Raw genomic sequence first — 13,189 nt, forward strand, 5'->3', positions numbered from 1 at the left:
CGCGGCTCGCGACCCACGACCTGCAACGTCCGGTCACGTGATCCGTCGTCGGCCTGTCCACTGCGCTCACCCGGCCACGGTGGGCCGCCGGGAGAGCAGCACCCCCACGGCCACGGCCGCCGCGGCGACCAGGCCGGCCGCGAACACCGCCCACCCGCCGGCGAACGTACAGGCCAGGATGGCCAGCGCGGCCACGGGGAGGGACAGTTGCTCCGCGAGGTCGCGCTTGAAGTGGCGGGCGTGCAGCGCCCACACCGTCAGCAGGAAGAGCGCGGAGGGAATGGTCACCGCGGCGGCGGCCACCGTGTCCGAGACGTGGGCCTTGCCCACGGCCTCCTCCACCGCGACCTCGATGCCCGCGCCGATGGCGGCCGCGGAACCGAAGATCAGGAAGTGTCCGTATCCCCAGATGAACGCTTCCCTGCTGCCGCGCAGGTAGTCATGGATCGGCACGGCGAAATAGATCCACCAGGCGGAGAAGACGATCAGCAGCCCGCCCGCGGCGATCGGCAGCAGTTCGCCGAGCGCGTCGTGCTCGTACACCGCCTCCTGGACCGCGACCGTGGCCGCCGCGATCGTCTCGCCCAGCACGATGATCGTGAACAGCCCGTACCGCTCACCGATGTGGTGCGGATGCCAGCTCGTCGAGCGGTCGCGCTCGGCGAGCGCGGGAACGGACAGCTCCGCGAGCGCGAGCACGACGAAGGCGGCGGTACGGGCTCCACGTGAGTCGGCGGGCAGCAGCAGCATGGCGATCCAGCCCAGCTGCACCACCGTGATCCCGACGGCGTACCGCAGCGCGACGCGCCGCTCCCCACCCCGGGTGCAGTGCGCGGCGCGCAGCCACTGGCTGGTCAGCGCGAGCCGCATCACCACGTAACCGATGACGACGACCGTCCAGTCGCCGCCGTCGAAGGCGCGCGGCACTCCGGCGGCGAGGACGAGCACACCGGTGATCTGGACGAGCGTGACGACGCGGTACAGCGGGTCGTCGGTGTCGTAGGCCGAGGCGAACCAGCTGAAGTTGACCCAGGCCCACCAGATCGCGAAGAAAACGGCCGCGTAGCTGCCGACTCCGGTGAGGGCGTGGCCTGCGGCGACGGCATGGACCAGCCGCGCGCCCGCCTGGGCCACCGCGACCACGAAGCAGAGGTCGAAGAAGAGTTCCAGCGGGGTCGACGCGCGATGTTCCTCGGTGCGGCTGCGAGCCGTCATTACGGGCATGGGAGCCAGCACACCAGACGGGCTCGACCACGCCGAACGGGGCATGCCCCGGATGGGCGATCGGGCTCACCCGGCGGAGTCGTAAAACAGGACCAACTATCATGTACGACCCTACGGTGACGGGGTGACAGAGCCGCCAGAAGCCTCCGCCGCAGCCGCGCAGCCCGACCCCGGTGCACGCACCGGCTCCGCCGGAGCGCCTGGCACTCCGCCCTCCGCCGGACCCGGGGCCGCCGGGCCACAGGCCGCCGGACCCGGACCCGGTATCGCCGGCCTCCGGGCCGCCGGGCCACGCTCCGTCACCGCCCGCGCGACCGCGGCCGGCGTTGCATCGGCTGCCAGGCGTGCGTCTCCGCCTGCCGGGAATGCGACTCGCACCGCGGCAAGTCGATGATCCACCTCGACTACACCGACGAGGGCCAGTCGGTGGCCTCCCTTCCCACGGTCTGCATGCACTGCGAGGACCCGGTCGCCCCGTGCGCCGAGGTCTGTCCCGCCGACGCGATCCTGGTGACCGCCGACGGTGTGGTGCAGCAGGCCGACACCACTCGCTGCATCGGTTGTGCCAACTGTGTCAACGCCTGCCCCTTCGGCGTCCCGAAGATCGACCTCCAGGCGAAGCTGCAGATGAAATGCAACCTCTGCTACGACCGCACCGCCTACGGCCTCGCCCCCATGTGCGCGACCGTCTGCCCGACCGGAGCGCTGTTCTACGGGACCGTCGAGGAGCTCCAGGCCGAGCGCCCCGGCGTCCAGATCGCCGACACCTTCACCTTCGGCCGGAGCGAGGTACGCACCGGCGTGGCCATGGTCGTGCCCGCCGACCGGGTCCAGTGGCCGGTGCCCGGCGGCCTTCCGGTCGTCGAGATCAACGGGAAGAACGTCCGCCGATGAGCGTCACCGATCAGCCGCCTTCCGGTGATCCGCGCGAAGCCCTGCACGACCGGATCGCCGCCGATTCCCTCACCACCCGGCGCGACTACCTCCGGATCGTGGCGACCGTCTCCGGCGGACTCGCCGTCGGCGGCCTCGGCGTGGCAGGCGGAATCCTGCCGCGCCACGGCGACCCCGACGACGCCAAGGCACCCTCACCGAAGAGGATCGCCGCTCAGCTCCTGTCCGGTGAGTCCCTCGCCTTCCACTACCCGGACGAGGAGGACCGGGCGGTCGCCGTCCGCCTGGACGACGGCACCCTCGTCGGCTACTTCGCGATCTGCACCCATCTCGCCTGCGCCGTGCTCTGGCGCAAGGACCGCGGTTCCGAGGGCGAGCTGTACTGCCCCTGCCATGAGGGCATCTTCGACGCCCGCACCGGCGAGGTCACCGCCGGGCCACCGCCCCGTGCGCTGCCCAAGGTGGTGCTCACCGAACAGGCCGACGGCAGTATCTGGGCGGTCGGCACGACGCGCTCGGGCGAAAGCATCGAGCACGGCCTGTGCCGTCAGCTCGCCAAGGACCGCCCGGACCTCGCCTCCCGTATCGGCTGCCCCGCCGTCAAGGGCGGCGGCGCGGAGGCCCCCGCGGCCAGTGCCGAGGCCGAGACCCCTGGCAGACGGCCATGACCGATGCCCGGCAGTCCCGGAACCAGGAGCCTTCGGAGCGCCCGGACTCCTCGCAGTACCCGGAGTACCACCCGGGGAGTGCTCGCCCCGAACTCAACCGGCCCGTCCACGAGCGCTATCCGCAGATCCGCGCCACCAGCGGCTACGGAGACCCCCGGGTCCGCCACACCGGCCCCGGTCCGGGGGCGGGCACCGACCAGGAGCCCGAGCGGTCCTCGAAGCTGACGGCCCGGCTGGCTCTCGCCATGACGGTGGTCGTCGGACAGCTCTGGGGTCTGACCGTCACCATCGACGCATGGATGGAGGGCAACACCGGCACGGCCTGGTGGGGGGCCGGCTTCCTCTGTCTGTCGTTCCTCGTCGTCCTCGGACTGTGGCTGATCGACCCGAAGGATCGCTGACCGCCGCCGTACCCTTGACGTATGAGCACCGCCCCCGCCCCCGGCCCGCGCGATTCGAAGCCCTCCGATCCGGAGCGGCCGAAGCCGAAACCGGCTCTGATCTTCGACGATTCGCTGGACCAGCAGTCCTCGGACGATACGGACCGAGGGTGGGGCGAGCGGGCCCCGGCCGGTGGCAGCGCCGCCGATCTGGCGCGCTTCCTCGACGAGAAGCCGCCCCACCACATCTGATTCCCCGCTCCGTGGTGATCCGGCGGTGGTGCTGCCGGTTCTTCTGCTGTGCGTGGAGCTACTGGTCGTGACCCCGGCCGGGGGCCTCGCCCGCGGGGCCGCCGCGCTGCGAGACGAGGGCGTCGCGGATCTCCTTCAGTACCTCCAGCTCGCTCACCTCCAGCGTCTCCTGCACCCCTTCCTTCGCGGCCTGCATCGCCGCCCGCTTGGCGAGGTACTTGGCCATGGGCAGGACCATCAGGAAGTAGACGACGGCGGCCGTGATCAGAAAGCTGAGGGTGGCGCTGAGCACCGAACCCCGCAGGATCCGGATGCCCTCGATCGCCTCGCCCGTCTTCTGGTCCGTGATGCAGGGGCCCTTGAGGCAGGAGCTGTAGCTCTACAGGTCCTTGGTGCCGAACGCACCGACCAGCGGGTTGATGACGCCCTTGACGATCGAGTTCACGATCTGGGTGAACGCGGCGCCGATGACGACGGCGACCGCCAGATCGATCACATTGCCGCGCATCAGGAAGGCCTTGAACCCTTCCAGCAGGCTGACCTTCTTCTCGCTCAAGGATGAGCCTTCCTTCGCGTGTGCCGTAGGCGGAGCAAACTCCTCCGCAACTTACGGCAGTACGCGGTGAAACCGCCCAATCTGTGAGGTCGGTCAGGTGACTTGACCGATCGTCGGCGCGAATCAACACAGGGCCACCGCCAGTTGGGACGAGATGCCCGCGCCGGCCAGTGCGGTGGCCGTGTCCCGGGGGACGGACAGCACGATCAGCGCACCGTCCTCCGCGGAACCTTCCACCAGGGCCTGCGGCACCTCCGCCACCCGCGCGCCCTTCGCCAGCACCCGGGCGCCGGCACCGGTTCCAGCACCGGTTCCAGCACCGGCTTCCCCGGCGGCGATCACATCGACGTGGTCGCCCGGCCGCAATAGACGAACGGCCCCCGCATCCGCGATCCGGACCGGCGCGGAAACCAACCGGGCAGGTCGCCGGGCCTGCGATGGCGCCGCACCGGCCTCACCCCCGGCCCCCGCCCCGTACGCGGCCTCACCGCCCGTGCCCGCGCCGCCACCGCCCAGCCCCGTGGCGGCGAGCGCGGCGGCCGTCAGGGCCAGCCCGGCGGCCAGGGCCCGGCGCTGCCGCCACAACGCCCGCCGCAGCCGGCGCCCACCGCCCCCGCGCACTCGCAAGGGCTCGAACACGGGCACCCCGCAGGGCGGGGGCGCCGGGGACGGAGACGGCAACGGCGAGGACGCCGAGGGCGCCGAGGAGGCCGAGGGCGATACGGACGACGCGCGCGGTGCGGAAAACACGGACGACGCGGACGACACGGACGATGTGAACATGGTCGACACCACCTGCCATGAGGAGTTTCGGACGAACACCCCTCACGATCCACCGTCCGCGAGATTCCCGCCGAGGCCTGTGGACAGCCCCGGCGTTGTGGAAATCTCCGTCACCCGCCCCGCTGCCCCAAGTCCGTCACCCGCCCCGCTGCCCCAAGACCGCCCCCGCTCACCCGCTAAGGCAGCTCGATCCCCGTCTTGAGGCCGTCCAGCGCGTGCGAGCACGGACAGTCCCGGTCCGCCTGCGCGGGCAGCGCGGCCACCACGTCGAAGAGCACCGCGCGCAGTCGGTCCACGTTGGCCGCGAACACCTTCAGCACCTCCCCGTGCGAGACGCCCTCGCCGGCCTCCGCGCCCGCGTCCAGGTCCGTCACCAGGGTCATCGTCGTGTAGCAGAGGCCCAGTTCACGGGCGAGGACGGCCTCCGGGTGACCGGTCATCCCGACCACCGACCAGCCCATCGCCGCATGCCAGCGGGACTCGGCCCGGGTCGAGAAGCGCGGTCCCTCGACGACGACCAGCGTCCCGCCGTCCACCGGCTCCCAGTTCTTCGCCCGCGCCGACGCCAGCGCCGCCCTGCGCCCCTCGGGGCAGTACGGATCGGCGAAGCCCAGATGCAGGACGTTCGGCTCCGCGCCGTCGGCCCGGGTCTCCCCGTCGTAGTACGTCTGTGTCCGGGCCTTGGTGCGGTCCACCATCTGGTCGGGCACGAGCAGGGTGCCCGGCCCGTACTCCGGGCGCAGGCCGCCCACCGCGCACGGGCCGAGTACCTGACGTACGCCGACGGAACGCAGCGCCCACAGATTGGCCCGGTAGTTGATGCGGTGCGGCGGCAGATGGTGGCCGCGTCCGTGGCGGGGGAGGAAGGCGACCCGGCGACCGCCGACCTCACCGAGGAAGAGGGAGTCGCTCGGCCGACCGTACGGGGTGTCCACACGCACCTCCGTGACGTCCTCCAGGAAGGAGTACAAGCCCGAGCCGCCGATGACACCGATCTCTGCGTTCACCATGCGATCACACTAGCGGCGCCGGAAAACACCGGGAGCCCCGCCGAACGGATCGGCGGGGCTCCCGGTGGAAGTGCGGTGCGGAAGTGTGCTGTGGACGTGCGGTCCGGCTCAGGCGGCCGACGTGCCGCTCGTCGAGGACGAGGAGGAGGACGACGACGCCGCCGAGGAAGAGGCGGACGACTTCGAGTCGGATCCCGTCGACGTCGAGGACGACGAGGAGTCGGACGACGAAGCGGAACCGGACGCCTTTGCCGAGGACGAAGCCGACGTGCTGCTCGACGAGGAGCCGCGGCTGTCGTTCCGGTAGAAACCGGAACCCTTGAAGACGATGCCGACCGCCGAGAACACCTTCTTCAGGCGTCCTTCGCAGCTCGGGCACACGGTGAGGGCGTCATCGGTGAACTTCTGCACCGCTTCGAGGCCCTCGCCACATTCGGTGCACTGGTACTGATAGGTCGGCACTTGCTCCTCCTGGCACTCTCACTCAATGAGTGCTAACGACGCTCCATACTGACGTATTCCGCAGCATCAGTCCACCGTGACCGGCTTCCGGTGACCGACACCACGTGCCACGGTCCGTTCCGAGGCGGCGGGCGCGAGCCTCGAACGCAGTCCCACCAGGGTGATCAGGGCCAGTACGGTCCCCACCAACGGCACCACGAATCCGGTGCTGGCTCCGTGGGCGTCCGCGAGCCGCCCGGCGACCGTCACCGCCGCCGCCTGGCCGAGCGCGACCGAGCCCGTCAGCCAGGTGAACGCCTCGGTCCGGGCGGCCCCCGGCACCAGAGCGTCGACCAGCGTGTAGCCGCTGATCAGGGCCGGAGCGATGGAGAGCCCGACCAGGAGTCCGAGCCCGGCCAGCAGGGGCACCGAGTGCACCGCCCACAGTCCGGACGCGGTCAGGGTCAGTGCCACGTACCCGACGATCAGCCGCCGTCGCGGCCCGCTCTTCCAGGCGATGGCACCGCAGGCGATCCCGGCGAGCATGTTGCCGGCCGCGAAGACGCCGTACAGCAGACCGTTGGCTCCCGGGCGGCCGATCTCCTCGGCGAAGGCGGTCAGCGAGACCTGCATGCCGCCGAAGACCGCGCCGATCCCGAGGAAGGCCACCGCGAGCACCCGTACACCCGGTACGGACAGGGCGGAGGCGTGCCGCTGGGAAGTGCCGGACGCGGCGTTGCGCACCGCCGGCTGGGTGCGGTGCTGCGCGGCGAAGAGCAGCCCGCCGACCAGGGTCAGCGTGGCCTCCGTGATCAGACCGGCCGCCGGGTGCACCCCCGTGCACAGCGCGGTGGCGAGCACCGGGCCGATGACGAAGGTGAACTCGTCCGTCACCGATTCGAAGGCGGCCGCGGTGGACAACAGCGGCGAGGCCTCGCGGCCCGGTGCCGCGCCGAGCACGGCCGCCCAGCGGGCCCGCACCATCGGTCCGACCTGCGGTACGGAGGCACCCGTCGGCACGGCTGCCACGAACAGCGCCCACAAGGGCGCGTCCGCCAGCGCGAGCGCCGTCAGCACCGACACGGACGCCGCGTGCACCAGGACGCCCGGCAGCAGCACGGCGCGCTGGCCGAAACGGTCGGCGAGCTTGCCGGTCTGCGGTGCGAACAGGGCCATGGAGACACCGGTCACGGCGGCGACGGCGCCCGCGCTGCCGTACGAGCCGGTGGTGTGCTGGACCAGGAGCACGATGCCGATGGTCAGCATCGCGAAGGGCTGCCGAGCGGCGAAGCCCGGCAGGAGAAATGTCCACGCACCCGGGGTGCGCAGCAACTGCCCGTATCCGGGGCGGTCGGTGACCGTGGACGCCACGGTCCATGCCTTTCTGCCGCCTGGTGGCCGGGCTCCCGCGGGGCGCCCGGCACGGATGGTGCGGGCTCGTTCCTGCGGGTGCTGCCGAGAGCTGTCCTCTTCGCGCGGGACTGCGGTAGATGCCGGGCGCTCAGCAGAGGCGGAGGACGCCACGACCGCCATACGGTCGCGCCAGCTCTGCGTCAGGCAGAGTTGGTCGTTCGGGTTGGTCGTTGAAGTCGACCGGCCCCGTCACAGGGGTCGATCGGGTCCCCTTCATGATACAGGCAGAGGTCCTTGTGCACCTGTGATTGTGCGCAAGGACTCCACCGGCACCTCGGATCGGAAGCGCCCCCAGGGTGCACGCGCAATGCGTGCACCCTCAGTGGTGCGCCTTCGGTCCGCCCGACTTCCCCCGCCGCTTCACGGATTTCAGCGCGTGTGTCATGTCGTGGACCACATCGTGTCCCGCATGGGACCCGGGGCTCTCGCCACCGCCGCCACCTCTGCCGCCGGCCCCCAGCCAGCCCGCGAGCTTGCCGCCCTCGCCGACCGCGTGCAGCCGTTCCTCCGCGGCGTCGCGCACCGGGTCGGTGGCGACCACCAGCAGCTCGTCGCCGCGACGCAACACGGTCGAGGGCGCTGGTACGAAGCTCTTGCCGTCCCGCACGACGAGGGTGACGGCGGCCCCGGCGGGCAGCCGCAGCTCTCCGACCTCCACGCCGTGCATCTTCGACCGGCCGGGGATCGCCACCGACAGCAGATGGCCGCGCAGCCGCTCCAGCGGTGCCGACTCGATGCCCAGATCGGCGGCCTCGGCCGGATCGTCGGAGATCTTCAGGGCCTTCGCGAGCCAGGGCAGCGTCGGCCCCTGGATGAGGGTGTAGACGACGACGAGGACGAAAACGATGTTGAAGACGCGGGTGGAGCCCTCGATCCCGGCGACCATCGGGATGGTCGCCAGGATGATGGGCACGGCGCCGCGCAGCCCCGCCCAGGACATGAGCGCCTTCTCCTGCCAGGGCAGCCGGAACGGCGCCAGCGAGATGAAGACCTCCAGCGGACGCGCCACCACGGTCAGCACCAGTCCCACGATGACCGCGGGCCAGAAGTCGTCGTACAGATCGTGCGGCGTGACCAGGAGCCCGAGCAGCACGAACATGCCGATCTGGGCCAGCCAGCCGAGCCCGTCGGCGAAGCCGCGGGTGGCCGGCCAGTGCGGCAGCTTGGCGTTGCCGAGGATCATCGCGGCCAGATAGACGGCGAGGAAGCCACTGCCGTGGGCCAGTGCGCCCGCCGCGTACGCGGACACCGCGATCGCCATCACGGCGATCGGGTAGAGGCCGGAGGCGGGCAGCGCCACATGACGCAGTCCGAACGAGCCGAGCCAGCCGACGGCGATACCCACGGCCGCGCCGATGGCGAGCTCCAGGGCTATCACGCCGACCAGGACGTACCAGCTGTCCACCGGCCCCTTGGTGGAGAAGGCGACCACCAGGATCACCACGGGGGCGTCGTTGAAGCCGGACTCGGCCTCCAGCACACCGGTGACCCGGGCTGGCAGCGGCACCTTGCGCAGTACGGAGAAGACCGCGGCGGCGTCCGTCGACGAGACGACCGCGCCGATGATCAGCGACTGCCGCCAGTCCAGGCCGACCAGGTAGTGCGCCCCGGCCGCCGTGACGCCCACGCTCACCGCGACGCCGACCAGTGAGAGCATCACCGCGGCGGGCAGCGCCGGTTTGATCTCTTTCCACTTCGTGCCCAGGCCACCCTCGGCGAGGATCACGACGAGTGCGGCGTAGCCGATGACCTGGGTCAGTTCCGCATTGTCGAACTTGACGTCGAAGATGCCGTCCTGCCCTATGGCGATCCCGATGCCGAGGTACAGGAGCAGGCTGGGGAGCCCGCTGCGGGACGAGATGCGCACCGCCGCCACCGCGACGAGCAGAACGAGCGAGCAGACGAGCAGGAGTTCGTTGAGCGTGTGGACAGACAGCGGTCGTTCCTTCCCTGCGTACGCCTGCCGGGTCGATCGACCTTCGGCATCGGCCGTTGGCGGCCGGTACTTCGTTACCTTACCTAATCTTTAACGTTTTCTTGACGCGTTCGAGCGTTCGTGCGACCGCTGCGCAATTCGAACCATCCCGATACCGCGTCAGAGCCGCCCCGGCGCTGCGCCTATGGTTGCTCCTGCACTCCCAGGACCACCTGCCCCTCGAAGGACAGCGATGCCCGCCAATACCACCGCCTCTTCCGCCGCCACCGGTTCCGCCGGTGCGAAGACCGGCAGGAAGAAGGGGCGACGTGCCCGCCTGATCGTGATCGTTCTGGTGCTGGCGCTTGTCGCGGGTATCGGTTACGGGACGTTCTGGTCCGTATCCACCGTGCGGGCCTCGTATCCGCAGACGACCGGGTCGACGAAGCTCGACGGCCTCGACGGCAACGTCGACGTCAAACGCGACAGCTACGGAATCCCGCAGCTGTACGCGGACTCCGATGCCGACCTCTTCCGCGCCCAGGGCTTCGTCCAGGCGCAGGACCGCTTCTGGGAGATGGACGTCCGCCGTCACATGACGGCCGGCCGGCTCTCCGAGATGTTCGGCTCCGGCCAGGTCGAGACGGACTCCTTCCTGCGCACGCTGGGCTGGCGCAAGGTCGCGCAGGAGGAGTACGACAACGTCCTGTCCGAGGACACCAAGAAGAACCTCCAGGCGTACGCGGACGGCGTCAACGCCTACCTCAAGGGGCGCGACGGCAAGGACATCTCCGTCGAGTACGCGGCCCTCGGCTTCACCAACGACTACAAGCCGACCGAGTGGACCCCGGTCGACTCGGTGGCCTGGCTCAAGGCCATGGCCTGGGACCTGCGCGGCAACATGCAGGACGAGATCGACCGGTCGCTGATGACCAGCAGGCTCGACGCGAAGCAGATCGAGGACCTCTACCCGGCGTACCCGTACGACAAGCACCGGCCGATCGTGGACCAGGGGGCGATCTCCCCGGTCACCGGCAAGTTCGACCCGGACGCGACCCCGTCCGACTCCATCGGCTCGAACACCATGCAGGGCGCCACCGAGGGCCTGAACACCCAGCTCTCCTCGCTCTCCGACACCCTCGACCAGATCCCGGCGCTGCTCGGCCCGAACGGCAACGGCATCGGGTCCAACTCCTGGGTGGTCTCCGGCGACTACACGACGACCGGCAAGCCGCTGCTCGCCAACGACCCGCACCTGGCGCCGCAGCTGCCCTCGCTCTGGTACCAGATGGGCCTGCACTGCCGCGAGATCACGAAGACCTGCCAGTACGACACCGCCGGCTACACCTTCGCCGGGATGCCCGGCGTGATAATCGGTCACAACCAGGACATCGCCTGGGGCTTCACCAACCTCGGCGCGGACGTCACCGACCTCTTCCTGGAGAAGGTCTCCGGCGACGGCTACCTGTACGACGGCAAGGTCAAGCCCTTCACCACCCGCGACGAGACCATCAAGGTCGCCGGCGGCAAGGACCGGAAGATCACCGTCCGCGAGACGAACAACGGCCCGCTGGTCTCCGACCGCAGCGGCGAACTGGAGAAGGTCGGCCAGAAGGCCCCCGTCACCAACGCGGCGCCGGACCGGGCCGACGGCTACGCGGTCGCCCTGAAGTGGACCGCGCTGGAACCCGGCAAGTCCATGGACGCGGTCTTCGAGCTCAACCGGGCCAAGGACTTCACCACCTTCCGGGCGGCGGCCGAGCACTTCGAGGTCCCCTCGCAGAACCTCATCTACGCCGACACCAAGGGCCACATCGGCTACCAGGCACCCGGCACGATCCCGGTGCGCCTCAAGGGCAACGGCACGATGCCCAGCCCCGGCTGGTCCTCGGACTACGGCTGGAAGAAGGACCCGGTCCCGTTCGACGAGCTGCCCTACGAGTACGACCCGAAGCGCGGCTACATCGTCACCGCCAACCAGGCCGTGATCGACGAGAAGAAGTACCCCCACCTGCTGACCAAGGACTGGGGCTACGGCACCCGCAGCCAGCGGATCGACGACCTGATCCAGTCGAAGATCAAGGGCGGCGGGAAGATCTCGACCGAAGACATGCAGAAGATGCAGATGGACAACACCAGCGAGATCGCCGCGCTGCTGGTGCCCGAGCTGATGAAGATCAACGTCTCGGACAAGAGCGTCCGCGAGGCACAGAAGCTCCTGGAGGGCTGGGACTACACCCAGGAGTCCGACTCGGCCGCGGCCGCGTACTTCAACGCGGTCTGGCGCAACATCCTCAAGCTGGCCTTCGGCAACAAGCTGCCCAAGGAGCTGCGGGTCAAGGGCGAGTGCCTCAACGTGCCCCGGGCCGGCAGTTCGGGCCCGGTCGACGAGCAGGACAGGCTGGTGCGCGAGTGCGGCCGGCGCGACGCGGACTCCGCCCAGCCCGACGGCGGTGACCGCTGGTACCAGGTGGTCGCCGACCTGATGGACGACCAGAACAGCGACTGGTGGAAGACGCCGAGGAGCGGCCGGGACGAGCCGACCGAGAACCGCGACCAGCTCTTCGCCCGCGCCATGGAGGACGCCCGCTGGGAGCTGACCGCCAAGCTCGGCAAGGACATCACCACCTGGAGCTGGGGCCGGCTGCACCAGCTGACCCTGAAGAACCAGACCCTCGGCACCGAGGGCCCCGGCCTGCTCCAGCGGGCCCTCAACCGCGGCCCGTGGAACCTCGGCGGCGGAGAGGCCGCGGTGAACGCCACCGGCTGGAACGCGGCGGGCGGCTACGAGGTCGTCTGGGTCCCGTCGATGCGGATGGTGGTCAACGTGGGGGACTGGGACAAGTCCCGCTGGATCAACCTCACCGGCGCCTCCGGGCACGCGTTCAGCGCGCACTACACCGATCAGACCGACAAGTGGGTCAATGGTGAACTGCTCGACTGGTCCTACGGCACGAACGCCGTCTCCAAGACGACGACCGACACCCTGACCCTCAAGCCCTAGCGGCCCTGACGGCCCGTCCGGCGGGTCATGGCCGGTGTCACCACCACGTCCACGGGGTGGTCGTGCGGTTCCTCCGGGACCCGCGCGACCACCTCGTTGTCGTACAGCAGGACGATCAGCGCCGGACGCGCCCCGGCCGCGGCGAGCCTGGCCAGCACCCGGTCGTAGCTGCCGCCGCCGCGCCCGAGCCGCATCCCGCGCCCGTCCACCGCGAGGCCCGGCAGCAGGACCGCGTCCGCCTCCAGGACCGCTTCGGGGCCGAGCCGAGCGCCGTCCGGCTCCAGCAGCCCGCGGCCGGCCCCGACGAGACGGTCGGCTCCTTCGTACGGCGCCCAGTCCAGATCGTTGTCCGCGAGGAGAACCGGCAGCAGCACCCGCACATCACGGGCGCGCAGCGCGTCCAGCAGTGCGCGGGTACCCGGCTCGCTTCCCACCGAGACGTAGGCGGCGACGGTACGGGCCCCGGACAACTCCGCGAGATCCAGTGCGCCCCGGGACAGAACCACTGCGGCGTTCTCCACGTCTTCCCTGGTCAGAAGGCGCCGTGCGGCCAGCAGTTCACGTCGGAGCTGCGCCTTTCGGGACATCTCTGTGCTCAACGGGCACCCCTGGATCTCTCGCATGTGCATATAGGCGTACAAAGTTAACC

The 13,189-nt window shown here is 70.3% G+C and carries 12 protein-coding genes and 1 pseudogene; 5 read left to right on the forward strand and 8 right to left on the reverse strand.

The window, feature by feature from the left end; all coding sequences use genetic code 11:
• Positions 1-66: 66 nt before the first annotated feature.
• Positions 67-1,269 (reverse strand): low temperature requirement protein A, encoded by a 1,203-nt coding sequence (locus OG611_RS11040; RefSeq protein WP_266418171.1) that lies wholly within the window; start codon positions 1,267-1,269, stop codon positions 67-69.
• Positions 1,270-1,554: 285 nt separating this feature from the next.
• On the opposite strand from OG611_RS11040, the gene OG611_RS11045 reads away from it, so the two are divergent.
• From OG611_RS11045 to OG611_RS11060, 4 genes are read left to right on the forward strand one after another with little or no spacing between them, the layout of a single operon-like run.
• Complete coding sequence (locus OG611_RS11045; protein WP_266425749.1) at positions 1,555-2,118, forward strand: 4Fe-4S dicluster domain-containing protein; 564 nt, start codon at positions 1,555-1,557, stop codon at positions 2,116-2,118.
• On the forward strand, positions 2,115-2,786 hold the full coding sequence (locus tag OG611_RS11050) for a ubiquinol-cytochrome c reductase iron-sulfur subunit (RefSeq protein WP_266418173.1): 672 nt from the start codon (positions 2,115-2,117) through the stop codon (positions 2,784-2,786). Before OG611_RS11045 ends, OG611_RS11050 begins: the two co-directional genes overlap by 4 nt.
• On the forward strand, positions 2,783-3,187 hold the full coding sequence (locus OG611_RS11055) for a hypothetical protein (protein ID WP_266418175.1): 405 nt from the start codon (positions 2,783-2,785) through the stop codon (positions 3,185-3,187). The genes OG611_RS11050 and OG611_RS11055 overlap by 4 nt, the downstream gene beginning before the upstream one ends.
• A gap of 21 nt (positions 3,188-3,208) precedes the next feature.
• Positions 3,209-3,418, forward strand: coding sequence for a hypothetical protein (locus tag OG611_RS11060; protein WP_266418177.1), 210 nt, complete (start codon positions 3,209-3,211; stop codon positions 3,416-3,418).
• Between the two features lie 58 nt (positions 3,419-3,476).
• Here OG611_RS11060 and OG611_RS11065 read toward each other — a convergent pair.
• From OG611_RS11065 to OG611_RS11090, 6 genes and pseudogenes are all read right to left on the reverse strand, one after another.
• A pseudogene (locus OG611_RS11065) lies at positions 3,477-3,974 on the reverse strand (MscL family protein).
• Positions 3,975-4,097: 123 nt separating this feature from the next.
• Positions 4,098-4,595, reverse strand: a complete 498-nt coding sequence (locus OG611_RS11070) for an RcpC/CpaB family pilus assembly protein (protein WP_323180259.1) — start codon at positions 4,593-4,595, stop codon at positions 4,098-4,100.
• 338 nt (positions 4,596-4,933) lie between these two features.
• On the reverse strand, positions 4,934-5,767 hold the full coding sequence (locus tag OG611_RS11075) for an S-methyl-5'-thioadenosine phosphorylase (protein WP_266418181.1): 834 nt from the start codon (positions 5,765-5,767) through the stop codon (positions 4,934-4,936).
• A 108-nt stretch (positions 5,768-5,875) separates the two neighbouring features.
• A complete protein-coding gene (locus OG611_RS11080) occupies positions 5,876-6,229 on the reverse strand; it encodes an FmdB family zinc ribbon protein (protein WP_266418183.1) in 354 nt (117 codons plus the stop codon).
• A 66-nt stretch (positions 6,230-6,295) separates the two neighbouring features.
• Positions 6,296-7,579: an MFS transporter gene (locus OG611_RS11085; protein ID WP_266418185.1), complete on the reverse strand. Its 1,284-nt coding sequence runs from the start codon at positions 7,577-7,579 to the stop codon at positions 6,296-6,298.
• Positions 7,580-7,940: 361 nt separating this feature from the next.
• The gene (locus OG611_RS11090; protein ID WP_266418187.1) at positions 7,941-9,497 is read right to left on the reverse strand and encodes a potassium/proton antiporter; all 1,557 of its coding nucleotides are present in this window, start codon (positions 9,495-9,497) and stop codon (positions 7,941-7,943) included.
• A 292-nt stretch (positions 9,498-9,789) separates the two neighbouring features.
• Between OG611_RS11090 and OG611_RS11095 the strand changes: the two genes are divergently transcribed.
• Positions 9,790-12,540, forward strand: coding sequence for a penicillin acylase family protein (locus OG611_RS11095; protein ID WP_266418189.1), 2,751 nt, complete (start codon positions 9,790-9,792; stop codon positions 12,538-12,540).
• Here the strand turns inward: OG611_RS11095 and OG611_RS11100 are convergent.
• Positions 12,537-13,127: a 5-formyltetrahydrofolate cyclo-ligase gene (locus OG611_RS11100; RefSeq protein WP_266425751.1), complete on the reverse strand. Its 591-nt coding sequence runs from the start codon at positions 13,125-13,127 to the stop codon at positions 12,537-12,539. The genes OG611_RS11095 and OG611_RS11100 overlap by 4 nt on opposite strands.
• Positions 13,128-13,189: the final 62 nt, after the last annotated feature.

The organism is Streptomyces sp. NBC_01363, assembly GCF_026340595.1.
Lineage (GTDB): Bacteria > Actinomycetota > Actinomycetes > Streptomycetales > Streptomycetaceae > Streptomyces.